The organism is Neorhizobium sp. BT27B, from assembly GCF_050455485.1.
GTDB lineage: Bacteria > Pseudomonadota > Alphaproteobacteria > Rhizobiales > Rhizobiaceae > Neorhizobium.
In genome coordinates this window covers 524,457-550,374 of the sequence record NZ_JBCIYT010000003.1, presented here as the reverse complement: position 1 = coordinate 550,374, position 25,918 = coordinate 524,457, and the positions used below count along the sequence as shown (strand labels likewise).

Here is a 25,918-nt window from a genome sequence, read left to right as displayed (position 1 = left end):
TGACGAGGGAGAGACAGGCTCCCCCTCGCCCAAAATATCAGGCGTGCTTGACCAGCCAGGCAGAAATGATGCCTTCCAGCGCTTCCACCAGCTGCTCGTCTTCCAGTTCTTCGACGATCTCGGCGACGAAGGCATTGACCAGCATCGCACGCGCCTTGTTTTCCGGAATACCGCGCGCCATCAGGTAATAGAGATGGTTGTCGTCGATATCGGCAACGGTCGCACCATGACCGCAGACCACGTCATCGGCAAAGATTTCCAGCTCCGGCTTGGCCGAAAAGTCGGCATCGTCGGACAGAAGCAACGTGTTGCACGACATTTTCGCGTCGGTCTTCTGGGCATCGAGCGCGACCTTGATCATGCCCTGGAATACACCGCGGGCACGGTCGAACACGACGTTGCGGAAAACTTCCGTCGAGCTGGTGTTCGGCACGTTATGCGCCAGAACCAGCGTCACGTCCGTATGCGTATCGCCGCCCAGCAGGTTGACGCCGCGCAGTGTCAATTCGGCGTTCTCGCCGGCCACGTCGATGCGCAGTTCCTGGCGAACCAGCTTGCCGCCGGTATTGATGACAAACAGCTTCAGCTTGGCGTCAGCGCCCACACGGATGCGAATCTGGCCGAGATGCGTATCGTCGGCGCCCTGCTGCTGCACGATCACCCAGGTCACGTCGGCGCCGTCGCCGATCGAGATGTCGCTGACGCTTGAAACGAAGGCCGCACCGTCGCCGGTCGCCGCATGGCGCTCGATCACGGTTGCCTTGCTGTTTGCACCAAAGCTGACCGGGAAGCGCGTGTGCACCTGACCGCCGCCGTGGATCGCCTGGATTTCGAGCGGGGTTTCCAGCTCTGCATCCGCCGGCACTTCAAGCACGTAACCGTCGCGCACAAAACTGCCGTTGATGCGGCCGATGGCATCATCACCGTCGATGACGGAGAGACCCGGCGCTGCAGTGCCTTCGCGCAGCATGTCGGCAAAGGCGCCGACCACGACGCCCTCGACGGAAGCCTTGGTATCGATCTTGCCCTGCAGGACCGCCAGTACCGGCGAACCGGCTACGAAAGGCGTCTGGGCGTCGATCACGGCCGTGCTGGTTTCTGTCGGAACCGCACGCAGCAGTGTCTTCAGGTCGGTGTAATGCCATGCCTCGATACGGCGTGTCGGCAACCCGTTCGTCTTCAGGTCGTCGAGCAGGCGGTCACGCGCGCTGGCAACGGCGCCATTGCCCGGCAGATCGCCGAAGGACGCGTTATAGGCGTCGATCAGCGCGCTTTCGGCCGCGCTGAGGCGGGGTTGTGTCTGGATGTTCATGGTCTCTTGCCTCCCGCCAATCAGGCTGCTGCGCCGATGATGTCGGCATAACCGTTGGCTTCGAGTTCCAGCGCCAGTTCCTTGTCGCCAGAACGGATGATCTGGCCCTTGTAGAGAACATGGACGCTATCCGGCACGATGTAGTCGAGCAGACGCTGGTAGTGGGTGATGACGATGGTCGCGCGATCCGGCGACTTCAGCGCGTTGACGCCATCGGCAACGATCTTCAGCGCATCGATGTCGAGGCCGGAATCGGTCTCGTCGAGCACGCAAAGCTGCGGTTGCAGCAGCGCCATCTGCAGGATTTCGGCGCGCTTCTTCTCACCGCCGGAGAAGCCGACATTGAGCGGACGTTTCAGCATGTCCATGTTGATCTTCAGCTCGGCAGCGGATTCCTTGACGCGGCGGATGAATTCCGGCGTCGTCAGTTCTTCTTCGCCACGCGCCTTGCGCTGCTCGTTCATGGCCACTTTCAGGAACTGCATGGTGGCAACGCCCGGAATTTCGACCGGGTACTGGAAGGCAAGAAAGATGCCCTTGGACGCGCGTTCTGCCGGGTCAAGTTCCAGAATGCTCTCGCCGTTATAAAGGATCTCGCCCTCTGTGACTTCATAGTCAGAACGGCCCGACAGGATGTAGGACAGCGTCGACTTGCCGGAACCGTTCGGGCCCATGATGGCGGCGACTTCGCCGGCCTTCACGGTGAGGTTCAGGCCACGGATGATTTCGGTGCCGTCTTCGGCGATACGGGCGTGCAGGTTCTTGATCTCAAGCATGGTCAATCTCTTGTCTGTTTGAAGCGGGCCAAAGCCGCAATTTATTCGCTGAGTTCCAGCCGTTTTTCGATTCTATCGAGGCGAACTTTGATGGTTGCGAGTTCCCCATCGTGAAGGACCTGAGAACCGAGCAATCCAGCCATGTGCTGGCGCATCACCAGCATTTCCGCTCTCATGCCGCTCAACTCTTCCTTCATGGATGCCATGTCCGCGCGCATGACGCGGAGATGTTCCAGAATGAGGTTCTCGACCTTCTCGTTCATTACCCCACACTACCCTCAAGCGAGATGCCGATCAGTTTCTGCGCTTCCACGGCAAATTCCATCGGCAGTTCCTGAATGACTTCCCGCACGAAACCGTTGACGATCAGCGCGATCGCCTCTTCGGTCGGGATGCCGCGCTGCAGGCAATAGAACAGCTGGTCTTCCGAGATCTTCGAGGTGGTCGCCTCGTGCTCGAACTGCGCCGAAGAGTTCTTTGCCTCGATGTAGGGCACGGTATGCGCGCCACAACGATCGCCGATCAGAAGACTGTCGCACTGCGTGAAGTTGCGGGCATTGCTCGCCTTGCGGTGCGCCGAAACCTGGCCGCGATAGGTGTTTTGGGAAACGCCGGCGGCGATACCCTTGGAAACGATGCGGCTCGACGTATTCTTGCCGAGATGGATCATCTTGGTGCCGCTGTCGATCTGCTGGTGACCGTTGGAAACCGCGATCGAGTAGAACTCGCCGCGCGAATCGTCACCACGCAGGATGCAGGACGGATACTTCCAGGTGATCGCCGAACCGGTTTCCACCTGCGTCCAGGAAATCTTGGAACGGTCGCCACGGCAATCGCCACGCTTGGTGACAAAATTGTAGATGCCGCCCTTGCCGTCCTTGTCGCCCGGGAACCAGTTCTGCACGGTCGAGTATTTGATCTCGGCATCGTCCAGAGCCACCAGTTCGACGACAGCCGCATGCAGCTGGTTTTCGTCTCGCTGCGGCGCCGTGCAGCCTTCCAGATAGGAAACGTAGGCGCCTTCTTCACAGATGATCAGCGTGCGTTCGAACTGGCCGGTGTTCTTCTCGTTGATACGGAAGTAGGTCGACAGTTCCATCGGGCAGCGCACGCCCTTGGGCACGAACACGAACGAACCGTCGGTGAAGACAGCCGCATTCAGCGTCGCATAATAATTGTCGGTGGTCGGCACGACCGAGCCGAGATATTTCTTGATCAGGTCGGGATGTTCGCGGATGGCTTCCGAGATCGACATGAAGATCACGCCGGCCTTCTGAAGCTCCTTCTTGAAGGTGGTGACGACCGAAACCGAGTCGAACACCGCATCGACGGCAACCTTGGACTTCTGAACGCCGGCCAGGATTTCCTGCTCACGCAGCGGAATGCCCAGCTTTTCATAGGTGCGCAACAGTTCCGGATCGACTTCATCCAGCGAAACCGGACCCGTAACGTTCTTCGGAGCGGCGTAGTAGTAGTAATCGTTGAAGTCGATCTTCGGGTAATCGACGCGCGCCCAGCTCGGCTCTTCCATGGTCAGCCAGCGCTGATAGGCGTCGAGACGCCATTCCAGCATCCATTCCGGCTCCTGCTTCTTGGCGGAGATGAAGCGGATGATATCCTCGGACAGGCCCTTGGGCGCCTTGTCGACTTCGATGATCGTTTCGAAACCGTATTTGTACTGGTCGATATCGATCCCACGAACCTGATCGATTGTTTCCTGAACGGCAGGCATCTCATTCTCCAAATCTGGCCGGAATCAAGGGTCCGGCAGCTTGTCATCGTCTTGGCGGAATTCCGCACTCATGTAAGCGCCAAAAGGGGAATTTCCCACCTTTTGGCAAGGTCAAAATTTGCGTTTCCGCAAATCATTCTAAACTAGCTCATGCCGCCTGCCCCGAAAGGCGTCTGCGACCGGCAACCTTGGCAAAGGCAGCGATAGCGCGTTCGACATCAGCATCCGTCGTCGTCGGACCAAGCGAAATACGCAGGCCACCGAGCTTTGGATCATGCCCCATCGCCGTCAGCACATGACTTTCGCCGACCCGCCCGGACGAGCAGGCAGATCCGGCCGAAAGCGCAATGCCTTCGAGATCGAAGCCGATCTGTCCCGTCTCTGACTTCAGTTCCGGCAGCGTGAAGAAGCTGGTATTGGCGACGCGTTCCACATCTGCGCCATGAATGATGACGTCGGGCGCAGCAGCCCGCATGCCGGCTTCCAGTTTTTCACGCAAGCCGGTCATCCGGCTGCGTCGATCATCCAGTTCGACTGCGGCGGCATCTGCTGCTGCACCAAAACCAACGATGGCAAAAAAGTTTTCGGTTCCGGAACGATGCCCCTTTTCCTGGCCACCGCCACGGATCAGCGGTTTCGGCATCAGCACTTCGCCACGCGTGATCAGCGCGCCGACACCCTTCGGGCCGCCGATCTTGTGCGAGGAGATGATCAGGAAATCGGCATCCAGCGAGTTGATATCAAGCGGCAGACGCCCGGCCGCCTGCACGGCATCGACGACCATCAGGCCGCCATGCGCATGCGCAAGCTTTGCCGCATCCGCCACAGGCTGGACGATACCGGTCTCATTGTTCACCAGCATGACAGCCACCATCGGCAGACCGTTTGCGCGGTCATGGGCGGCAAGCATCGCCTCGAGCGCCGCCAGATCAACCACACCTGCGGCAGTCACCGGGATTTCATGGACATTTTCGGCGCCGAAACGACCGCCTTCGCGGATGGCCGGATGTTCGATCGCCGTAACATAAAGCGCACCGATGTTGAGCGGCGCACGCCCCATGCGAAAGTCCGGGGTCAGGACGTGGTTGGCGGCCTCGGTCGCGCCGCTGGTAAAGATCACATGCGCCGGTTCGGCACCGGCAAGCGCTGCAACAGACCGCCGCGCCTTTTCCAGCGCAGCACGCGCAGCCCGGCCTTCGCCGTGCACGGAAGACGCATTTCCGGGCAAAGACAATGCCTCAAGCATGGCCATGCGGGCCGGCTCACACAGCGGCGCGGTCGCGTTCCAGTCGAGATATGTGCGTTGAAGCGCCATGGTCGGCCATTGTCCGATGCAGTTCAGTTTCTAGATAGGCAGTGTACGGCGCATTTTCCTTGAAATTTTCGCCGGGCTTGCCGTATGAGACACCCAACCGGGGCAAACCTTGATGGATACCCCAATTTCGAATGGTTCTAAACTGTTTTTAGGAAAGCTGAGAGACTTCGTCAAGTCTAGGCTCTGCTGAAACGGTTCGAAACCTGAGACACCGACCGGAGTACCGATGCCCGAAGTCATTTTCAACGGCCCTGCAGGCCGCCTGGAAGGCCGCTACCAGCCTTCCAAGGAAAAGAGCGCACCGATCGCCATCATCCTGCACCCGCACCCGCAGTTCGGCGGCACGATGAACAACCAGATCGTCTACCAGCTCTTCTACATGTTCCAGAAGCGCGGGTTCACGACACTCCGGTTCAATTTCCGTTCGATCGGTCGTAGTCAGGGCGAATTCGACCACGGCGCCGGCGAATTGTCGGATGCTGCTTCGGCGCTCGACTGGGTGCAGAGCCTGCATCCCGATTCGAAGAGCTGTTGGGTTGCCGGTTATTCCTTCGGTGCCTGGATCGGCATGCAGCTTCTGATGCGCCGTCCGGAAATCGAAGGTTTCATGTCGATCGCGCCGCAGCCGAACACCTATGACTTCTCCTTCCTGGCACCCTGCCCGTCTTCCGGCCTGATCATCAATGGCGATTCGGACAAGGTCGCGCCTGAAAAGGACGTCAACGGCCTCGTCGAAAAGCTGAAGACCCAGAAGGGCATCCTCATCACCCACAAGGTCGTGGAAGGTGCAAACCACTTCTTCAACGGCCAGGTGGATACGTTGATGGGCGAATGCGAGGATTATCTCGACCGTCGCCTCAATGGCGAACTGGTGCCGGAACCGGCAGCAAAGCGCATCCGCTAAACGGATAGGTCACATTGACAATTAAGCGGCCGCCTTTCGGGCGGCCGTTTGCGTTTCAGGCGGCCTCAAACGCGGTCGGCAATCAAGCCGCAAGCCCAGGTGCCTGATGAACACAATCGCGGCCGCCGCGCTTGGCATCGTACAAGGCTGCATCGGCCTGACGCAGGGCAAAGTCCAGATCGCTCCTTGGCGACAAGGCGGCGACGCCAAAACTGGCCGTCACGACAAAGCCACCGGGAAGACCGGGAACCATCATCTTGCGGGCGCCAACCCTCAACGTTTCGGCCACGGCGACAGCGATTGCCGGCGATGTATCAGGCAGAAAAACTGCAAACTCCTCACCGCCGATGCGCCCGACAATAGAACCGGCCCCGGCCTGCGCCCCGATCATCGTTCCAAATGCGCGGATGACCATATCGCCGGCGTGGTGCCCATAGGTGTCGTTGATCGATTTGAAGTGATCGAGGTCGCAAAGAATGACAGCATGCTGACGTTCGCCAGCCTGTTCCATCGCTCGTTTCGTGGCCTTTTCAAAGCCCCTGCGATTGGCAAGGCCGGATAGGCTGTCGCGTTCTGCACGCCCTCTCTCGACCGCCATGATGTCGAGCGTCAGCACGGCCAGAAGCATCAGGCCGACAGATACGATCAACACCGCCGTAATGCTTTGCGACAGGACCGCATAATGGGTGGATATGTAGACGCTCGGCGTCGCTCCTGGCCCCATTATGGCTGCCAGCACCGCCTTGAGGAAGAAATGCAGACCGCTCAGCGCGAGCACGATGGCAAGCGCCCTGTCCATCGCCGTTTTGCGCTGCGACAGGACGACGTTGATGGCCGCTGAAAACGTCACCAGTGCATAAGGCCCCTGATACGCAAAACCGTAACCCCACCAGGACCGCGGAACGTCGCGGATTAGAAGATAGGCAGCCATGCCGGCAAGGAATGTCACAATGGCGACCCATATGGGAAAACGCCTGCCGTAAAGCACCGAAACGCCCCAGTGCAACAGAACCAGTCCGGCCAGCACGGTGCCGTAAACGGCAAGGGACCAAGGCCTTGGATTGTCGGCATAGGCAACAGCCAGCTCCGAGAGCATGGTGAGCGAAGCGATGAAAAGGCCGGCTGAGAACAGCAGAGCGGCAGAGCGCCAGCGGCTGTAAATGGATACGACTGAGAATACGGCGCTAAAACATAGGCCGATGATAAAATTCACCACCAGAAATATCGCGGCAGCAGACATCAGGGATCAATCGAATGGAATGGGCGGATGTAAAGCGGATCGTGGGCCGCAGATTAGGGTCCCAGTGAAAACAAAATGTTAAAGGCCATCACGTTTTCCTCGCCAACGGAAAGCATCCGCTGGGTGAACCCTACCTGATCTTAAGAACACCGCTGCGGCGCCATCTCCAGCCGCCATCAGGTTAATGCAGTCTTATTTGACCACATGCAGACCGTTGCGGCCATCGAACGGCTCAGCCGGGGCTTCTGCGGCCTGCCGCACACAATCGCGCCCGGAACGTTTCGCATCATAAAGCGCGGCATCTGCCTTGCGCATCGCCTCTTCCAGGCTCTCCTGCAAGGAAATGCCGGCCACACCAAAGCTGGCGGTGACGATAAAATCCGCAGGCATGCCGGCTATGACCATGGTTTTGACGCCGGTGCGCAAGGTTTCGGCGACAACGACCGCAACAGTCGGCGGCGTATTGGGCAGGAACACGGCGAATTCCTCACCGCCGATGCGCCCGACAATGGCACCTGCGCCGGCATGGCTTCGTAACATGCCGCCAAATGAACGGATCACCATGTCGCCACCGTGATGACCATGGGTGTCGTTGATCGATTTGAAGTGATCGAGGTCGCAGAGAATCAATGCATGGCGGCGATTGCCGTTACCCAGCATGGCCAGCCGCACGCCCTTTTCAAAGCCGCGCCGATTGGACAGTCCGGACAGGCTGTCGCGCTCGGCGTGATCACGCTCCTCTGCCATGATTTCCAGCGCCAGAACCGCGAGCAGCATCAGACCCACGGCTACGATCGCCACTGCAGTCAGGCTTTGCGAAATCACCGCATAGTTGGTCGAGACATAATCCCTGGCAGTATTGCCGGCTCCGATGGTCACGGCGAGCCAGGCTTTCACGAAAAAATGCAGACCGGTGAAGAGCAGCAGGAAGGCCAGTGCCCGATCGATTGCAAGCCGCCGGTTGGACATGAAGACGCTCGCCGATGCCGCCAGCATCACCAGCGCGTAGGGTCCCTGATAGGCAAGCCGGTGCAACAGGCTGCCGGGCGGGACGTCGATAATGACCAGATAGGCCGTCATCCCCGCCAGAAACGTGATGACCGCGACCGGTATCGGGACCGGCCTTCCATATAGGGCAGCAATCCCCATCTGCAGGAAAACCAAGCCGGCCAGAACCGTGCCGTACACGCCGATCGCCCATGGCACCGGTATGGTGCTGTAGGCGACGCCGAGTTCGCAGATGGCTGTCAGCGAGGCGACGGCAAATCCTGCGGAGAAAAACTGCGCAGCAAGGCGCGAGCGGCTATATACCGAGACGACGGCAAAAACGGCACTGAAACAAATGGCGATGAGAAAATTCACCGCCAGAAAGAACACGGCAGCAGACATAAAACGATCAATCAAAAAAGCGGCGCCCGGCAGGAGGCGTTTACGCGCATCCCAGAATTGCATGAACGTCTAAATATGAAAACGTATTATAGACGCGTCCTGCACAGAATTCCGCCGCTGACCGGTTTCTCGACACCCGTCGTGCCCGGAAACGTCAATGGCAGGCCACGCAGCGAGCGTACCGCCAGATAGGCCCAGGCCTCAGCTTCCATCGCGCCGCCGTCGAAACCCGCCGCTTCCGCTGCAACAACGTTTGCCCCCTGTACTGCCGCCAGATCGGAGAACTCCCGCATGATCACGCCATTCAGGCGCCCGCCACCGCAGACCACATAGGTTTTTGGTGGTTCCGGCAGATGGCTCGCCGATTTGAGGATGGCGGCAGCCGTGACATGCGCCAGCGTGCGTGCGCCATCGACCAGCGACGCGTCTCCCGGTTTTGGTGGCATAAAGTCACCACGGTCCAGCGAACGGCGAATATTGCCGGAAAAGAACGGGCTTTCCAGATATTGGCCTGCTAGCGCCTGCACGACCTTGCCGGACGCGGCGATGCGGCCGCCCTTGTCGTAGGCCCCGCCGCCATGCGCCTCCACCCATTGGTCGATCAGCATATTGCCGGGACCACTGTCGAAGGCGGACAGCGTGCCGTCGCGCCCGACGAATGTCAGGTTGGAAATGCCGCCGATATTCACGAACACCACCGGCGGCTCGCAAGCATCCGGCAGGTTGGCGGAAAGCGCTGCATGATAGACCGGGATCAGCGGCGCGCCCTGTCCGCCAAACACCATGTCATTTGCGCGCATGTCGAAAACCACGTCGATGCCGATCTCGTCCGCCAGCAATTGGCCATCGCCGATCTGCACCGTCAGCGCATCGTCAGGCCGATGCAGCACCGTCTGACCATGAAAACCGACAAGATCGATATCCGTCGCCTCCAAGTCGTTTCGCCCCAGAAACGATTTGACCGCCGCCGCATGGCAAAGCGTCAGCATCCGCTCGCTTACACCGAGATCTTCCGGTCTCTGCGTCCGCTCGGTGATCGCCTTCGCCACCTCCAGCGCGCGTTTCCAGCGTTCGCGCAAGGCGGGATCGTAGGGCACATAATAACTCGGCCCGCGCTCCACCCGGTTTTCGCCATCGGTGCGCAGCAGTGCCACATCGATCCCGTCCATCGACGTGCCGCTCATCAGCCCGATTGCGGTTTTCATCTCAGTCATTGATGCCATCCAGAATCACTTTTGAAGTGATTATGCGGAAAAACGATGCTAGATGCCGCCTCGCAGACAAAAAACACATCCACAGAGAAAAAAGATGTCCAGGTTCAAGTCCGATTTCCTCCGCACGCTCGACGAGCGCGGCTTCATTCACCAGATCTCCGACGAGGCGGGTCTCGACGAACTGTTCGCCAAGGAAATCGTGACGGCCTATATCGGCTTCGATCCGACGGCGCCTTCCCTTCATGCCGGCGGTCTCATCCAGATCATGATGCTGCATTGGATGCAGCAGACCGGCCATCGCCCGATCTCGCTGATGGGCGGCGGCACCGGCATGGTCGGCGATCCATCCTTCAAGGACGATGCCCGCCAGCTGATGACGGTCGACACGATCGAAAGCAACATCGCCTCCATCAAGCGCGTGTTCTCCAACTACCTCAGCTACGGCGAAGGGAAGAAGGACGCGCTGATGATCAACAACGGCGACTGGCTGCGCGAGATCAATTACCTCGAATTCCTGCGCGATGTCGGCCGTCACTTCTCGGTCAACCGCATGCTGTCCTTCGACAGCGTCAAGACGCGCCTTGATCGCGAGCAGTCGCTGTCCTTCCTTGAATTCAACTACATGATCCTGCAGGCCTACGATTTCGTCGAGCTGAACAAGCGCTACGACTGCCGCCTGCAGATGGGTGGTTCGGACCAGTGGGGCAATATCATCAACGGTATCGACCTTGGCCACCGCATGGGTACGCCGCAGCTTTACGCGCTCACCTCGCCGCTCCTGACCACCTCGTCCGGCGCCAAGATGGGCAAGTCGCTGAACGGTGCTGTCTGGCTCAATCCGGACATGCTGTCGGCCTACGATTTCTGGCAGTACTGGCGCAACACCGAGGATGCCGACGTTTCGCGCTTCCTGAAACTCTACACCACGTTGCCGATGGATGAGATCGCTCGCCTCTCGGCACTTGGCGGCTCCGAGATCAACGAGGTCAAGAAGATCCTCGCGACCGAAGTCACTGCCATGCTGCACGGCCGCGACAATGCCGAACAGGCTGCCGAAACCGCCCGCAAGACGTTCGAGGAAGGCGCGCTTGCCGACAACCTGCCGTCGATCGATGTGGCGACCGGCGAACTCGAAGCCGGCATCGGCCTGCTCGCGCTGATCGTCAAGGCCGGTCTGGCTGCCTCGAACGGCGAAGCCCGCCGTCACGTTCAGGGCGGTGCCGTGCGCATCAACGATGTGGCGATTTCGGATGAGCGCAAGGTCATCGGCACCGGCGAAGTTACCGGTGACGGCGTGATCAAGCTGTCGCTCGGCAAGAAGAAGCACATTCTCGTGCGCCCGGCCTGATATCTTTAAGCCGTCTGTTCACAGTCTAAGGGCCGCATCGCGCGGCCCTTTTTATTGCTGGGCAGGCGCCGGTCCCGGCACGATCATCTCGATGGCGCCGGCCTTCATGATATCCGATGCGAGCCTCTCGGCGAGATCCGCACTAAGATCGGACAGGAAAATGTAGCGATTGGTGATGGGGGCGGTCACCTTCGGCGAAAGAACAGCCCGGCCATTCAACTCCAGATGCACGGTGCGACCGATATTCTCCCTCGTCAGGCGTTCGAGGATCTGGCCAGCAGCAGGTGAAAAACGAACCACTACGCCATGTGAGCCGTTCTGCGAATCGCCTTTCACCTCGGCGCTGAACACTTCAAGTCTTTCCGCGTGAAGGGGCAATACGGAGGTGACGAATAGGACCGATGCAAGCAATATGGCTTTCATGTCTAACTCTTTTTCTGACGCTTACTGGAACTCGAAAATCTGCCTGAATACGCCCGGCGCGATGATCGACAGCGGGTTGACCGTCAGGTCAGGCTTGGCAAATTTACCGGTGAGCTTGAAGGTGATGCCGAGCAGGCCGCGGTCGCGGCCATTGCCGAGAATGGCACCGAACAACGGCAGTTCGCCAAACAGGCGGTTCAAGCCGTAGGCCGGCATGAACGTCCCCGTCATATCCATGTTGCCGCGCGCATCCTTGACGACGCCCTGGAAGGTCGCACCGATATTCTCGCCCCGCACCAGACCGTTATCGAGCACCATCGTGCCGTTGCGATAGGCCATCCGAGCAAAGCCGCGCTGGAATTTCGACGAACTGATATCGACATTGCCTTTGACGGCAGAGTTCAGGCTGCGTCCGCCCTCGCCCGATGGCGTACTGACCATCGATTGCAACCGCTGCTCGTTGACGACATTGAAATTGCGGACATCGACCGAACCGTTCCAGTCACTGCCGGTTTCGGTTTCGAATTGCAGGTTCAGCAGCCCGCCGCGCATGTGCGAATAAAGATCGGCAAAACGTGCCAGCGAACCGGCATCGCCGCTCGTCAGCGAGATGATGTCACGGCCGTTACCGCTGCGGGTTTCGCCAACCACCGCCTGGCCGTTATTGGTCACGCCTGACAGATCGAGCCGCTTGACGTCACCTTCGCGGATCGTCAATTGCAGCGAGGCGTTACGGATCGCCTCGTCATTGAAGCCGATCAGCCTCGACAATTTCAGCCGCACCGTTGCACCACCTTCGGACGGCTTGTCCGACTTGCCGCCATCGGTGGAATTGCGCATGCGGCTGATCACCGGCCGCAGATCGGCAGTCTCTCCGCTCACGCTGATATCGTAGACACCCTTGCTCTGTTTGAGCGATACCGCAAAATTGTCGGAGGGCGAGAGGTTCATGCTGGAAAAACTGGCCGCGGAAAGCTGACTGCCGGACAGGCTGAGATCGCCTCTGGCGCCAAAACCATCGCCATCGAGCACGAATTTTTCGATATCCGTACGGCTGTCCGTCTTGGAGACCTCGAATGTCGCCTTGGCGGCAATGCCGCTGCCCTTGGTCCAGCCCACATAGGGGATGGACAGCGCTGCCCGGCCAAGATCGAGTTTCACGCCCTGACGCTTGTCGTCGATCCGCGAAAGCTCCACCGACACGGTGCCGTCGATGATGTCCGAAAGGCCCGGTACGAGCTTTTCCCGCTGGTCGTTGCTCAACGACGCTGTGATCACCCGCTCGCGCTTGACCGGAGAGTTCTTGTCGACCGGCTCCACCAGCGAAATTTCCGCCGGAACCGCATCGATCGCGCCTTTCGCCTCCAGACGCGCCGCCTGCGGATCGATATCGAGCTTGCCATCGACACTGGTGATTTTGTGGCCTTCCATCGGCCGGGCGAGATCGACATCGGTCAATGCCACCTGCGCCTTGAAGACAGGCTTGGGCGGGCCTTGATCCGAAATCAGCCCGAATCGCGCCTGGACATCGGCCGATGCCTTGCCGGAAAAATCGTCGACGGCGAGACCGGTGCCTCTCAGCCCATTCACAGGCTTGGCGCTTGCCAGTTCCGCAATGGCGTCGGCCTTGCCGGCAACCTTTATGTCGAGGTCTGCCATCAGCGGCTTGGTATAGGTCTGCGGAATGGTGAACGTGCCGCCGTCGACATTGACCACCCGCCCGGATGCAAACGTCGCATTGGCCTTGGCGATCTTGACGGAAAGTTTTTCGCCGGTGAGGTCGAAATGTCCGCCAAGCTCCTTCAGTGGCGGAATCTCTCCGGGCAGATTCAGCCGGTTTCCGGCAATATCGAAACTGATGCGCAACTCGTCGCCGTTGAGATTGAGCGGCATGCCGGGGCCTTTCATGCGCCCGGCAGGAATGAAGACAGCAATCGAGCCGTTGGTGATATCGCCGCCAAACATGTTGGCCATCACCCAGTCGCGCGGCTTGCGCGCCATCCAGAATGGCCACAGCTGCTTGACCGCCGCCACCTTCATCTCCGGCAATTGCGCGCCAAAGCTGATTTCCGGCGACACCTGCCCATGCAGGCTCAGCTGCAGCGAGCCGGCCATCTGCCCCATCGGACTGGAAACCAGCAACTGATCGATTTCCAGCCGTCTTTCGCCGGAGAGATAACGCCCGCCGGCCTTGAGGTCGAACACAACCTTTTCCTCGCCGGAATTTTCCGACTGCGCCCGCGCGCCGCGGACCAGCAGATCGAGCCCCACGCCCGGACGTTTGTCATCGGCGTTCAGCCGGTCAAGATCGACGACCGCACCGCTGATCGGCAGCACGGTTGGCCCCAGCCGCGCTTCCGACGGCAAGATCTCGATCGACTGCTTGGCAAAATTGTAAGCGATATTGATCTCGGCGCCCGACAGCGCCTGCCCGACACCATCGAAATAGAACATGCCCGGACGGCCCAGCAGCGAGGCCTTGATGGCCTGTGTCGTCGTTTCCGTCTGGCGGCTTGCGGAAATGTCGAGATCGAGCGAACCTTCCAGTCCCTCGCGTGGACTGCCGTCCGGTGCATGCTGCAGCAGGAAGGGTGTCACTTCTACGCCGCTGACCCGCCCCTGCAGGCCGGTCGTCACATTGTTGACGGCTGTCGCCTTGATATCCAGCTGCGCTACGCGCCCGTCAAGTTCGAGCGCGCCTTCCACACGCACCAGCCCGTCCGGCGTGCGGGTCAATTGCAGTGTTTCCACCTTCAGGACAGAAATCTTGCCATCGCGCGCCGGCGGAAAACGCACCTCGAAACCTGAAATGGTCATCGAACCGGTGCCGGTGCGCTCGATCAACCCACGCGCTTCGTCCAGACGTTGAAAAACCTGTTCCAAGGCGGGCGGCAGGTCATCGACGCGGAGATTGGCGGGATCGAGCGGGTCCCCTGCCGGCAGGACGGCCGTATCGAGACTGATATTTTCCGCCTCCATGTGCCGCACCGTCAGCGTACCCGACAAAAGCGCCAGCGGATCGACCGCCATGCGCATGGCGCCGAGCCTGGTCAGGTGTTTGCCGGTCGCAACCTCGACCAGATCCACATCGCGGGCCTCCAGCGCAATACGCCATGTGTTGTCGATGCGGATGGCGGTGGAACCGACCGTCGCTTGATAACGTGGGCCGATCGCGCCGTTCAGCGCCGATTGTGCCTGCCGTTCCAGCGCGCCATCGATCGTACCCGTCTCGATCGCCGCCAGCACCAGTCCAAAAGCAACGGTAAGGAACAGCAGAAAAGACACGCAGAAACGCGTCAGCCGGCGTGCCCGGCGACGTTGTGGCGGCGGGCAATGCACGATGATCGGATCATCCACCTGGGCCGAGGGCAATTCGTGCAAGGAAACGATGTCCTTGCGGCTGAACCGCACCTTTTCTCCGCGTATCTCCGCCATAATGCTCCGGAACGAATCGAAAATGCGCCCATACCCCTGCTGGACGCAGCCGCCGCCAATATATATCGAATGCGGCAACAATCACCCCTTGGTGGGGCGAAAGAAAGGAAATTCATGTCTGAACTCGCAATTGGTCAGCCTGCACCCGCTTTTGCCCTGCCACGTGACGGCGGCGGCACCGTTTCCCTGGCAGATTTGAAGGGAAAAACCGTCGTTCTGTATTTCTATCCGAAGGACGATACGAGCGGCTGCACCACCGAAGCCATTGATTTTACGAGCTTGGCCGCCGAATTTGAAAAAACCGGCACTGTCGTCATCGGCGTTTCGCCGGATACGGTCGCCAAGCACGAAAAGTTTATCGCAAAACATTCGCTCTCACTCATCCTCGCCGCCGATACGGACCAAGTCGCGGCGAACGCTTACGGCGCCTGGAAGGAAAAGAGCATGTATGGCCGCTCCTATATGGGCATCGAGCGCTCGACATTCCTGATCGGGGCCGACGGCATTCTCCGCCAGATCTGGCCCAAGGTGAAGGTCAAGGGTCACGCAGAGGAAGTTCTGGCAGCGGCGCGGGCGCTTTCCGCTACGTAAGGCGGATCAAGGCAGGGAGAACCTTCAATGGCGAACGGCAAGCAGACCGAAGCGGCTCCGCTCAATCCCGGCTCCCTGCGGGGCGGCGCCACCGAGGCAATTCTCTCTGCCGATCTCGATCGCAAGACGCTGTTGGCGCAGGAAACCGCCACGCGCTGGTTCGAACGCCGCCTCTCTCTGCGTTCTCCCCTCGACCCGCCTTTGCCGCTGCGGCCCGGCCGCCCTGAAAAGCCTGAACTGGTGCCGCCGCGCGCGGTCGAAAAACGTTCGCTGCACACCGTCAACGGCCGGATCGCACTCCTGCATTCCATCGCCCATATCGAACTCAATGCGGTCGATCTCGCACTCGATATCGTCGCCCGTTTTGCCAGCGAGCCGGTACCGCATTCGTTTTTCGATGGCTGGATGCAGGTGGCATTTGAGGAAGCGAAACATTTTCGCATGGTCCGCGCCCGCCTCAACGAGCTGGGAGCCGATTACGGCGACATGCCTGCCCATGACGGCCTCTGGCAGGCAGCCCACTCCACACGCAATGACCTGACGGCCCGTCTTGCAGTCGTGCCGCTCATACTGGAAGCGCGCGGCCTCGATGTGACGCCATCCTTGCAGGCCAAGATGCGCCAGACCGGCGATCACGAGACCGCCGCCGTGCTCGACGTGATCTACAACGACGAGAAAGGCCATGTGGCAATCGGCGCGAAATGGTTCCGCTTCCTGTGTGCCCGCGAGCGCAAGGACCCGGCCGCGACGTTCAAGGACCTGGTCTGCGCCAATTTTCGTGGCGCGCTGAAGCCGCCCTTTAACGACGTCGCCCGCGCCGAAGCCGGGCTGACGCCATCCTTCTACCGTTCCCTCACCTCCACAAGCCAATCCTAATAGGCAATATCGGACAGTCAGTTGGCTTCACCTACAAATAGTTCCGGGTAATTCCGCTGCGCACCCCGTAAAGCATTCATTAACCCTAACATTGTGTAATCCCGGCATGCCGAGCGACCAGCAAACGAGTCGCAATCCGGGAGACGAATCTTGGCCGACGCAGGCGAAAACAGAGTGTTTGGAAAACGTGCCACGCAGCACGTTCTTGTCCTCGCCTCCGGCGACAAGGTCCGCCACATGGTCATCCGCCCCTGGATGACCGGTCTGGTCGCAGGCACGATCGGCCTTTTCGCCCTTGGTTATCTTGGCGCCACAGCCTATCTCGTCATGCGGGACGATCTGATCGGCGCGACCATGGCCCGCCAAGCCCGCATCCAGCACGACTATGAAGACCGCATTTCCTCCCTGCGCGCCCAGCTCGATCGTGTGACCTCGCGCCAGTTACTCGACCAGCAACTGGTGGAACAGAAGGTGGAAAAACTGCTGCGCCAGCAGACGGCGCTGTTTTCGCGCAACGGCAAGCTCGGTTCGCTGCTGGAACGTGCCGAAGAGGCAGGCGTCTCCGCAGCACCGGCATCTCAGGGAAAAGAGACGGCCGCTGACGCAATCGATCGCCAGGCAGGCCTGACCACCTCCTCCATCGCGCCACCGACCTCAGCGCTTGCCTATGCCGGCAACGGCGAAAACATGGCCGACCGCGCCGACCGCATCTTTTCCAAAGTGACATTGTCGCTGAAAGGCATCGAAAGCGAGCAGTTGAAGACCATCGAAGGCCTGACGGCCGGCGCGTCGAAGACGGCAGATACGATGACGCAAATCATGCGCCGCACCGGCGTCGATGTTTCCGACAGGCGCGGCGAGGCCCAGACACTGGAGACCCCCGGCCTGCGCACCGGCGACATGAAAGGCGGCGAGGTAAAGGGCGGCATTGGCGGCCCGTTTGTCGAGCCGATGAAATTCGACCGCTTCAACGCCTCGCTTGATGAACTCGATTCGGCACTCAGCCGGCTGGAAACCGTCCGCGAGACGGCACTTGCCCTGCCCTATGGCAATCCGGCGCCCGGCCAGGGCATCACCAGCCGATTCGGCAATCGTCCCGATCCCTTCCTTGGTCGTCTGGCCTTCCACGGCGGCATTGATTTTCAGGCCGAAACCGGCTTGCCCGTCAAGGCAACAGGTGCCGGCAAGGTCATCACTGCCGGACCGGCCGCCGGTTACGGCAATCTCGTCGAAATCGACCATGGCCAGGGCATCACCACACGTTTCGGCCACCTGTCGCGCATTCTGGTCCATGAAGGCCAGACGATTGCCACCGGGCAGACCATCGGCCGCGCCGGTGCTACAGGGCGCGCCACCGGCCCGCATGTACACTACGAGGTTCGCCGCAATGGCGAGGCGGTCAATCCCATCCATTTCCTCAATGCCGGCCTGAAACTCACCACCTACATGAACTGAGCTTGAAACTGACGATTGCCAGTTATGCGGCCGTTGCGGGAAGGCTTTGCTCGCACATGTGCGTGACAAGTCACCGTTTTGTTCACTAACATCGCCGCCTTATGGTCGCATTTCTTGACTTGACGTCTTTTTGATTTTATGTGGCCCCATCGTCGGGCAGGACTAAGACCCGACTCACACGTGTTCGCACCGAACCGGAACGGGAAACAACCTCCCTTTGACGACATTTGCTGATCTTGGCCTGAGCCAGAAAGTCCTTTCCGCTGTAACCGACGCGGGCTACACCACGCCCACGCCTATCCAGGCGGGTGCCATTCCGCCGGCGCTGCAGCGTCGCGATATCCTCGGCATCGCCCAGACGGGTACCGGTAAGACGGCATCCTTCGTATTGCCGATGCTGACCCTGCTCGAAAAGGGCCGGGCACGCGCCCGCATGCCGCGCACACTGATTCTTGAGCCGACCCGCGAACTCGCGGCACAGGTCGCCGAGAATTTCGAAAAATACGGCAAGAACCACAAGCTCAACGTCGCCCTGCTGATCGGTGGCGTGTCATTCGACGAGCAGGACCGCAAGCTTGAGCGCGGCGCCGACGTGCTGATCTGCACACCCGGCCGCCTGCTCGACCATTGCGAGCGTGGTAAGCTGCTGATGACCGGCGTTGAGGTTTTCGTCATCGACGAAGCCGACCGCATGCTCGACATGGGTTTCATCCCGGATATCGAACGCATCGCCAAGATGATCCCGTTCACGCGCCAGACGCTGTTCTTCTCGGCCACCATGCCGCCGGAAATCCAGAAGCTGGCCGACCGCTTCCTGCAAAATCCGGAACGCGTCGAAGTTGCCAAGCCGTCTTCGACGACGAAGACGATCACGCAGCGCATCGTCGCATCGCACAACAAGGATTACGAGAAGCGCTCCGTACTGCGCGATCTCATCAAGGCGCAGGACGAACTGAAGAACGCCATCATCTTCTGCAACCGCAAGAAGGATGTCGCCGATCTGTTCCGTTCGCTGGAACGCCACGGTTTTTCCGTCGGCGCACTGCATGGCGACATGGACCAGCGTTCGCGCACGGCCATGCTGCAGGGCTTTAAGGATAACCAGATCACGCTGCTCGTCGCGTCCGACGTTGCTGCACGCGGCCTGGACATTCCTGACGTCAGCCACGTCTTCAATTTCGACGTGCCGATCCATGCGGAAGACTATGTCCACCGTATCGGCCGTACTGGTCGCGCCGGCCGCTCCGGCAAGGCTTTCACGCTGGTCACCAAGTCCGATTCGAAGTATCTCGATGCGATCGAGAAGCTGATCAACGAAAAGATCGAATGGCTTTCCGGCGATCTGTCGGAGCTCGGAGCCCCGATGGAGAGTTTCGAGAGCGGCGACAAGGGTCGCAGAGGCCGCGACAAGGGCCGTGGTGACAAGGATCGCGGCAGAGACCGTGGCCGCGATCGCGACAGCAGCAGCCGTCGCGGATCGTCCAGTCATTCGGATGACACCAAGCCGGTCGATACTGTCGTAGTCAGCCAGCCAAAAGAACCCGCCCCCGTCGCGGAAACCACAAGGACAGAAGTCGTGAACGCCGAGCCCAAGCAAGATACCCGCAGGCAGCAGAACGGGTCTCGCAATGCGCGCCCGTATCCGGCAAACGACGACGGTCGCGACCAGCGCCGCCAGCGCCATCACCGTGACCACGATGACGGCCCGACACCGGTCGGTTTCGGCGACGACATCCCGGCCTTCATGCTGATCGCCGGCAAGGCCTGATCCGTCTGTCATGACGGCACTCCCCGGCATCAATTTCCCCGGCGTCGGCTGCGGTCTGATCATTCAGCGCGCCGACGGCAGGGTTTTGCTTTACCGGCGCGTCAAGGCGCCGGAAGCCGGGCACTGGAATATCGTCGGCGGCAAGGTCGATCAGATGGAGCATTCCTCTGAAGCCGCCCGCCGCGAGGCCGAGGAAGAAACCGGCCTTTCCATCGGCGCCGTCGATTTTCTCTGCACACTTGAGGAAATCATCGCCGCCGATCGCCAGCACTGGATCTCGATGATCTATGTCGCCCGCGACTTTTCCGGCGAAGCCCAGCTGACCGAACCGGAAAAGCTCTCCGAAATGGGCTGGTTCGACCTGTCCGATCTGCCGCAGCCGCTTTCGGTGTTTTCGCACAAGGCATTTGCAGCCTTGGCAAACGCCAGCCCGGCATAAGATCACGGTATTATGCCGCAACCGTTGCACTGCGGGATTGATTGGCGATTGACCCTTCTTTACCCAAAAGTTAAACAGTCGCCGCAACTGGATGCCCTACAGCGCTAGCGGAGCTTGAATGCACGAGACGAGAAAGGCTGCACGGTCCTTTCGCGCGGATGGTTTAGCCATTCTGACGCGCTGGCCGGCGCTTGTCGCCTTTCTGCTGATCGCGGCCTTTTCCGGATCGGGTTTCCAGACAGCCAATTCCATGCTGCAGCAATGCCGCCAGCTGTTCGATAGCGAAGGCGGCGACAACACGTTGCAGCTCGCCAATCGCGAACAGCCGCGTGTGGCGGTGGCGACGGCTATTTCGGAAAAACATCAATCCCCGTGGCAGGGCACGGTCGACGGCATCCTTCCGTCCTCCAGCCCACTCGCCCACCCGTTTGATGCCTGGCGCGGCAAGATCGCCGCCCTCCAGCAGCAGCTTTCACAGTTTACGGTCCTCGCCCTTGCGCGCGGCCCGCCTCGCCTTTCGTGACGCCCTTATCGCTCGCGAAATGAAAACAGCGCTTCCTGACGGCACCCTTGGTGCCTTGCGCGCAACAGGACCATATCCATGAGAAATTCCCGCTGGCTGGTGGCGACCTATATCGTCATCATTTTAATCGGCACGCTGGTGGCGTTGCCCAACATTCTTTCGCCATCCATGCTGGCGCGCATGCCGTCATGGCTGCCGCATACGCAGGTTTCCCTCGGCCTCGACCTTCGCGGTGGCTCCCACCTCGTGCTGGAAGTCGATCGCGCCGACCTGATTAATGAGCGTCTGCAAAGCCTGACCCAGGATAGCCGCCGCGTTCTGCGCGACCAGCGCATCGAAACGACCACGATCCGCCGCACCGGCGACAGCATCACGGTAACGCTGCGCGATCCCGCCCAGCGTGACCAGGCTGTCACCCAGCTGCGCACGCTGTCCAACCCGGTCAGCCTCGCCACCGCCATCGGCCAGAGCGATCTCAACGTCGCCACCCCGCGCGACAACACGATCACGCTCAACTACACAGATGCCGGCATCAACCAGTACATCACCAATGCCGTCGAGCAGAGCCTGGAAATCATCCGCCAGCGTGTCGACCAGGTCGGCGTTGCCGAACCGACGATCCAGCGCGTCGGTTCTGACCGCGTTCTCGTCCAGCTTCCGGGCGAACAGGATCCGTCGCGTCTGCGCCAGTTGCTCGGCTCCACCGCCAAGATGAGCTTCCACCTTCTCGGCAACCAGGGCGAACCCGGCGTCACCATGATCCCGGACGAACAGGGCCAGCAGTACCCGGTTCTCGATCGCGTCGAACTGTCGGGTGACCATCTGACAGATGCCCGCGCCGCCTTCGAGCAGCAGAGCCAGCGTCCGATCGTTTCCTTCCGCTTCGACAGTTCGGGTGCCGCCCGCTTCGCGCAGATCACCCAGCAGAATGTCGGCAAGCCTTTTGCCATCGTCCTCGACAACAAGGTGCTGAGCGCTCCGGTCATCCAGACGCCGATCACCGGCGGCCAGGGCCAGATCTCCGGCAGCTTCTCAGTTCAGGAAGCCAACACGCTCAGCGCCCTGCTGCGCGCAGGCTCCCTGCCGGCCAAGCTGACCGTCATCGAAGAACGCACCGTCGGCGCCGACCTCGGTTCTGACGCCATCGAAATGGGTATCTTCACCGGCCTGATCGGTTTCGGTGCCGTCGTCGCCTTCATCTTCTTCCTCTACGGAAGCTGGGGCCTGCTCGCCAATTTTGCCCTGATGATCAACGTCATCCTCACCTTCGCAGGCCTGACACTAATCGGCTCCACGCTGACACTGCCCGGCATTGCCGGTATCGTGCTCGGCATCGGTCTGGCGGTTGACGCCAACGTTCTCATCAACGAGCGCATCAAGGAAGAAACCCGCAAGGGCAAGACTGTCTTTGCCGCCATCGACGCCGGTTTTGCCCGCGCCTATTCGACCATCGTCGACAGTAACGTCACGGCGCTGATCGCCACCGTTCTGCTCTTCTGGTTCGGCTCCGGCCCGGTTCGCGGGTTTGCCGTCACCATGGGCCTCGGTATCGTCATCTCGATGTTCACCGCGGTTTCCGTCGTGCGCGTTCTGATGATCGCCATCACTGCCCGCAAGAAGCTGAAGAAGATCGACATCAAGCCGCTTCTGCCGATCAACCTCGTTCCGGATGGCACCAATATCGCCTTCATGAAGGGTCGTTTTGTCGGTATCGGCCTGTCGATCATCCTGTCGATCGCCTCGGTCGTGCTGTTCTTCAAGCCTGGTCTCAACTACGGCGTCGATTTCCAGGGCGGCATCCAGATGGAAGTCGTAACCCAGAACGAAGCCGATCTCGCGGCCTTCCGCTCGGGCCTCAACGGTCTCGGATTCGGTGAAGTGGCGCTGCAGGAATTCGGCAGCAACAACCACATCCTCGTGCGCGTCGAGCGTCAGGAAGGTGGCGAACAGGCCCAGACCAATGCCGTCGAAGCCCTGAAGGCCGAAGTCGTGAAGATCGATGCCACCGCCAAGGTGGAGCGTACCGAAGTCGTTGGACCAAAAGTGTCGGGCGAGCTTGCGATTGCCGGCTTCCTGTCGCTGGCGCTCGCCGCCATCGCCATGACGATCTACATCTGGGCACGGTTCGAATGGCCGTTCGCGGTCGGCGCCATGATCACGCTGATCCTCGACGTCACCAAGACGGTCGGTTTCTTCGCGATCACCGGCCTCGACTTCAACCTGACGGCCATCGCTGCCGTGCTGACGCTGGTCGGTTATTCGGTCAACGACAAGGTCGTGGTTTATGACCGCATGCGTGAAAACATGCGCCTCTACAAGAAGATGCCGTTGCGTGACCTGATCGACCGCTCGATCAACGAAACGCTGGCACGCAGCCTCTACACCTCGGCAACGGCCTTCCTGTCGCTGCTGCCGATGGCCATCTGGGGCGGCAGCGCCGTCTCCAGCTTCGCCATCCCGATGGTGTTCGGCATTGCCGTTGCAGCCCTGTCTTCGGTCTTTATCGCCGCTCCGATCCTTCTTTTCCTTGGCGACTGGCGCAAGCGCCACGGCAAGGCGATGATCGCCGACGACGCCGAAGAAACCGAAACCGGCAAGGCCGCCATCGCTGCCAAGCCGTAAGGCCGACGAAAAGAACATTTGAACTGAAGGGTCGTCCGCAAGGGCGGCCCTTTTCTTTTGAAAGAATGCAGAGAGGGCATTTCTCAAGCGATTTCCAATAGACCTCACCATTGAGCAAAATATTCTCATTTGCCTGATTTTTTGGCTCTTTCCTCTCCTGCAAATGCCACGGCTTTCCTAGATAACACGGCATCGAACACAACCCGGCCGCCATGAACAATTCGAAGTGGGCCGGATGATGAATGAGGAAATGCAAATGAACTGGCTGAAAACCATTGCCGCTGCCGCCGTACTACAGGCTGTCGCCATCACTCCGTCGCTCGCCGGTGAAAACCTCGACCAGATCAAGGCCGCAGGCGTTATCAAGATCGGCACAGAAGGCACCTACGCGCCCTTCACCTTCCACGATTCCGCCAACAAGCTGGTCGGCTTCGATGTCGAGATCGGCGAAGCCGTCGCCAAGAAGCTTGGCGTCAAGGCCGAGTTCGTCGAAGGCAAGTGGGACGGCCTGATCGCCGGCCTCGATGCCAAGCGTTACGACACGGTCATCAATCAGGTCGGCATCACCGAAGCCCGCAAGCAGAAATACGCCTTTTCCGATCCCTATATCGCATCGAAGGCCGTGCTGATCGTTCGCGACAACAACACCGAGATCAAGACGTTCGAAGACCTGAAGGGCAAGAAGTCGGCCCAGTCGCTGACCAGCAATTTTGGCAAGCTCGCCGAAGCTGCCGGCGCAGAGCTGGTCGGCACCGATGGTTTCGACCAGTCGATCCAGCTTGTCCTGACCCGCCGCGCCGATGCCACTGTCAACGACAGCCTGTCCTTCCTCGACTTCAAGAAGAAGCAGCCTGACGCGCCGGTGAAGATCGTTGCCGAAAAGGCCGACGCCGATCATTCCGGTATCATCGTGCGCAAGGGTGACGACGATCTGGTTGCCGCCATCAACAAGGCGCTCACCGACATCAAGGCTGATGGCACCTACAAGACCATCTCCGACAAATATTTCGGCGCCGACGTTTCCAAGTAAGAACTCTGTTCTGCTGAGCGAAATTACGTCATTATCGTTTTTTAAACACGCCCGGCGATTTTCGTCGGGCGTCGTATTTTTTGAGGTTTTGCTGTGCCGCACTGGCTTCAACTGATGATGGATTCGCTGCCCACCCTGCTCTGGGCCGGCGTCAAATTCACCATCCCGCTGACACTCCTGTCCTTCACTTTTGGCCTTGCGCTCGGCCTGCTGACAGCCGTCGCCCGCCTGTTCGGGCCGATGCCGGTCGCTGCGATCGCCCGTTTCTATGTGTGGATCATCCGTGGCACGCCACTGCTGGTGCAGTTGTTCGTGATCTTCTATGGCCTGCCCAGCATCGGTATTCTTCTCGATGCCTTCCCGGCAGCCCTGATCGGCTTCACGCTCAATGTCGGCGCCTATACGTCGGAAATCATTCGCGCTGCGATCTCTTCCGTGCCCAAGGGCCAGTGGGAAGCCGCCTATTCGACCGGCATGAACTGGTCACAGGCCATGCGCCGCACCATCCTGCCGCAGGCCGGCCGTGTCTCGGTGCCGCCGCTGTCGAACACTTTTATTTCGCTGGTGAAGGACACATCACTCGCCGCTGCCATCACCGTGCCGGAACTGTTTCAGTCGGCACAGCGCATCGTCGCCACCACCTATGAGCCGCTGATCCTTTATATCGAGGCCGCCATTATCTACCTCGCCCTGAGTTCCGTCCTCTCCCACCTGCAATCGCGACTGGAAGTCCGTTTCGCCCGGTATGGCGGCATGCTGGAGGCCAACCGATGATCGAGCTTTCCCATATCGAAAAGAAGTTCGGCGACGCCGTCATCCTCAAGGATATTTCGCTGTCCTTCCCGGAAGGCAGCGTCACGGCGCTTGTCGGCCCTTCTGGCGGCGGCAAGAGCACCCTACTCCGCTGCATCAACCTTCTGGAACAGCCCACAGCCGGCACCGTGCGCATCGGCGACGACACCGCCACATTTGCGCCCGGCAAAAAGGCCGCATGGTCATCGATCCAGAAACTGCGCAGCCAGACCGGCATGGTGTTTCAAAATTTTCAGCTCTTCCCGCATCGCACGGCGATCGAGAATGTCATGGAAGGCCTGCTCGTCGTGCAGAAATGGTCGCGCGAAAAGGCCAAGGCCCGCGCCATGGAACTGCTGACCAAGGTCGGCATGGCCCACAAGGCCGATGCCTGGCCGGCCAACCTCTCCGGCGGCCAGCAGCAGCGCGTCGCGATTGCCCGAGCCCTTGCACCATCGCCAAAGGTTCTGCTCTGCGACGAACCTACGTCTGCGCTCGACCCGGAACTGTCTGCGGAAGTCGTCGACGTGCTGGGCACGCTGGCGAAGGAAGGCACGACCATGGTCATGGCAACGCATGACCTGCGGCTTGCCTCACAGGTCGCCAATCTCGTGGTGTTTCTGGAAGCTGGCCTGGTGGTCGAAACCGGCAATGCCGAACAGGTTTTTCGCGCACCCACCCATGAGCGCACGAAGCGGTTCGTTTCGTCGATCAACGCAGCACAGACACTCTGA

The 25,918-nt window shown here is 60.1% G+C and carries 22 protein-coding genes; 12 read left to right on the top strand and 10 right to left on the bottom strand.

The window, feature by feature from the left end; translation table 11 throughout:
• Positions 1-37: 37 nt before the first annotated feature.
• The 5 genes from sufD to AAIH70_RS11355 form a co-directional block, all read right to left on the bottom strand.
• Complete coding sequence (gene sufD, locus AAIH70_RS11375; RefSeq protein ID WP_430034064.1) at positions 38-1,312, bottom strand: Fe-S cluster assembly protein SufD; 1,275 nt, start codon at positions 1,310-1,312, stop codon at positions 38-40.
• A 20-nt stretch (positions 1,313-1,332) separates the two neighbouring features.
• Positions 1,333-2,088 carry a Fe-S cluster assembly ATPase SufC gene (sufC, locus tag AAIH70_RS11370; protein WP_132272338.1) on the bottom strand — a complete coding sequence of 252 codons (756 nt, stop codon included), beginning with the start codon at positions 2,086-2,088 and terminating at the stop codon, positions 1,333-1,335.
• A 41-nt stretch (positions 2,089-2,129) separates the two neighbouring features.
• Complete coding sequence (locus AAIH70_RS11365; protein ID WP_132272337.1) at positions 2,130-2,351, bottom strand: hypothetical protein; 222 nt, start codon at positions 2,349-2,351, stop codon at positions 2,130-2,132.
• Positions 2,351-3,820 (bottom strand): Fe-S cluster assembly protein SufB, encoded by a 1,470-nt coding sequence (sufB, locus tag AAIH70_RS11360; protein ID WP_132272336.1) that lies wholly within the window; start codon positions 3,818-3,820, stop codon positions 2,351-2,353. The genes AAIH70_RS11365 and sufB overlap by 1 nt, the downstream gene beginning before the upstream one ends.
• A 148-nt stretch (positions 3,821-3,968) precedes the next feature.
• Positions 3,969-5,135 carry a cysteine desulfurase family protein gene (locus AAIH70_RS11355; RefSeq protein ID WP_132272335.1) on the bottom strand — a complete coding sequence of 389 codons (1,167 nt, stop codon included), beginning with the start codon at positions 5,133-5,135 and terminating at the stop codon, positions 3,969-3,971.
• 226 nt (positions 5,136-5,361) lie between these two features.
• Here AAIH70_RS11355 and AAIH70_RS11350 point away from each other — a divergent pair, with 226 nt between their 5' ends.
• Positions 5,362-6,039, top strand: a complete 678-nt coding sequence (locus AAIH70_RS11350) for an alpha/beta hydrolase (RefSeq protein WP_132272334.1) — start codon at positions 5,362-5,364, stop codon at positions 6,037-6,039.
• An 82-nt stretch (positions 6,040-6,121) separates the two neighbouring features.
• Here AAIH70_RS11350 and AAIH70_RS11345 read toward each other — a convergent pair whose 3' ends face one another.
• From AAIH70_RS11345 to AAIH70_RS11335, 3 genes are all read right to left on the bottom strand, one after another.
• Positions 6,122-7,279 carry a GGDEF domain-containing protein gene (locus tag AAIH70_RS11345; RefSeq protein WP_132272333.1) on the bottom strand — a complete coding sequence of 386 codons (1,158 nt, stop codon included), beginning with the start codon at positions 7,277-7,279 and terminating at the stop codon, positions 6,122-6,124.
• A gap of 192 nt (positions 7,280-7,471) precedes the next feature.
• Positions 7,472-8,668, bottom strand: coding sequence for a GGDEF domain-containing protein (locus tag AAIH70_RS11340; RefSeq protein ID WP_430034060.1), 1,197 nt, complete (start codon positions 8,666-8,668; stop codon positions 7,472-7,474).
• 86 nt (positions 8,669-8,754) lie between these two features.
• Positions 8,755-9,882, bottom strand: coding sequence for an anhydro-N-acetylmuramic acid kinase (locus AAIH70_RS11335; RefSeq protein WP_132272331.1), 1,128 nt, complete (start codon positions 9,880-9,882; stop codon positions 8,755-8,757).
• Between the two features lie 94 nt (positions 9,883-9,976).
• On the opposite strand from AAIH70_RS11335, the gene tyrS reads away from it, so the two are divergent.
• The gene (gene tyrS / locus AAIH70_RS11330; RefSeq protein ID WP_132272330.1) at positions 9,977-11,230 is read left to right on the top strand and encodes a tyrosine--tRNA ligase; all 1,254 of its coding nucleotides are present in this window, start codon (positions 9,977-9,979) and stop codon (positions 11,228-11,230) included.
• Positions 11,231-11,281: 51 nt separating this feature from the next.
• On the opposite strand, the gene AAIH70_RS11325 is transcribed toward tyrS, so the two are convergent.
• Positions 11,282-11,653 carry a SecDF P1 head subdomain-containing protein gene (locus AAIH70_RS11325; RefSeq protein WP_132272329.1) on the bottom strand — a complete coding sequence of 124 codons (372 nt, stop codon included), beginning with the start codon at positions 11,651-11,653 and terminating at the stop codon, positions 11,282-11,284.
• Positions 11,654-11,674: 21 nt separating this feature from the next.
• Positions 11,675-15,034, bottom strand: a complete 3,360-nt coding sequence (locus AAIH70_RS11320; protein ID WP_348639709.1) for a DUF3971 domain-containing protein — start codon at positions 15,032-15,034, stop codon at positions 11,675-11,677.
• Positions 15,035-15,202: 168 nt separating this feature from the next.
• On the opposite strand from AAIH70_RS11320, the gene AAIH70_RS11315 reads away from it, so the two are divergent.
• From AAIH70_RS11315 to AAIH70_RS11270, 10 genes are all read left to right on the top strand, one after another.
• Positions 15,203-15,679, top strand: a complete 477-nt coding sequence (locus AAIH70_RS11315) for a peroxiredoxin (RefSeq protein ID WP_430034216.1) — start codon at positions 15,203-15,205, stop codon at positions 15,677-15,679.
• A 27-nt stretch (positions 15,680-15,706) separates the two neighbouring features.
• Positions 15,707-16,555, top strand: a complete 849-nt coding sequence (locus AAIH70_RS11310) for a ferritin-like domain-containing protein (protein WP_132272326.1) — start codon at positions 15,707-15,709, stop codon at positions 16,553-16,555.
• A 150-nt stretch (positions 16,556-16,705) separates the two neighbouring features.
• Complete coding sequence (locus AAIH70_RS11305) at positions 16,706-18,010, top strand: M23 family metallopeptidase (RefSeq protein ID WP_132272325.1); 1,305 nt, start codon at positions 16,706-16,708, stop codon at positions 18,008-18,010.
• Between the two features lie 217 nt (positions 18,011-18,227).
• Positions 18,228-19,778, top strand: coding sequence for a DEAD/DEAH box helicase (locus AAIH70_RS11300; RefSeq protein WP_132272324.1), 1,551 nt, complete (start codon positions 18,228-18,230; stop codon positions 19,776-19,778).
• Between the two features lie 10 nt (positions 19,779-19,788).
• Positions 19,789-20,217, top strand: a complete 429-nt coding sequence (locus AAIH70_RS11295; protein WP_132272323.1) for an NUDIX domain-containing protein — start codon at positions 19,789-19,791, stop codon at positions 20,215-20,217.
• A gap of 118 nt (positions 20,218-20,335) precedes the next feature.
• Positions 20,336-20,740, top strand: coding sequence for a hypothetical protein (locus tag AAIH70_RS11290; RefSeq protein ID WP_430034056.1), 405 nt, complete (start codon positions 20,336-20,338; stop codon positions 20,738-20,740).
• A 78-nt stretch (positions 20,741-20,818) separates the two neighbouring features.
• Positions 20,819-23,362 carry a protein translocase subunit SecD gene (secD, locus tag AAIH70_RS11285; protein WP_132272321.1) on the top strand — a complete coding sequence of 848 codons (2,544 nt, stop codon included), beginning with the start codon at positions 20,819-20,821 and terminating at the stop codon, positions 23,360-23,362.
• A 256-nt stretch (positions 23,363-23,618) separates the two neighbouring features.
• Positions 23,619-24,392 (top strand): amino acid ABC transporter substrate-binding protein, encoded by a 774-nt coding sequence (locus AAIH70_RS11280; RefSeq protein WP_132272320.1) that lies wholly within the window; start codon positions 23,619-23,621, stop codon positions 24,390-24,392.
• Positions 24,393-24,485: 93 nt separating this feature from the next.
• Positions 24,486-25,166, top strand: coding sequence for an amino acid ABC transporter permease (locus AAIH70_RS11275; protein WP_132272319.1), 681 nt, complete (start codon positions 24,486-24,488; stop codon positions 25,164-25,166).
• Positions 25,163-25,918: an amino acid ABC transporter ATP-binding protein gene (locus tag AAIH70_RS11270; protein ID WP_132272318.1), complete on the top strand. Its 756-nt coding sequence runs from the start codon at positions 25,163-25,165 to the stop codon at positions 25,916-25,918. Before AAIH70_RS11275 ends, AAIH70_RS11270 begins: the two co-directional genes overlap by 4 nt.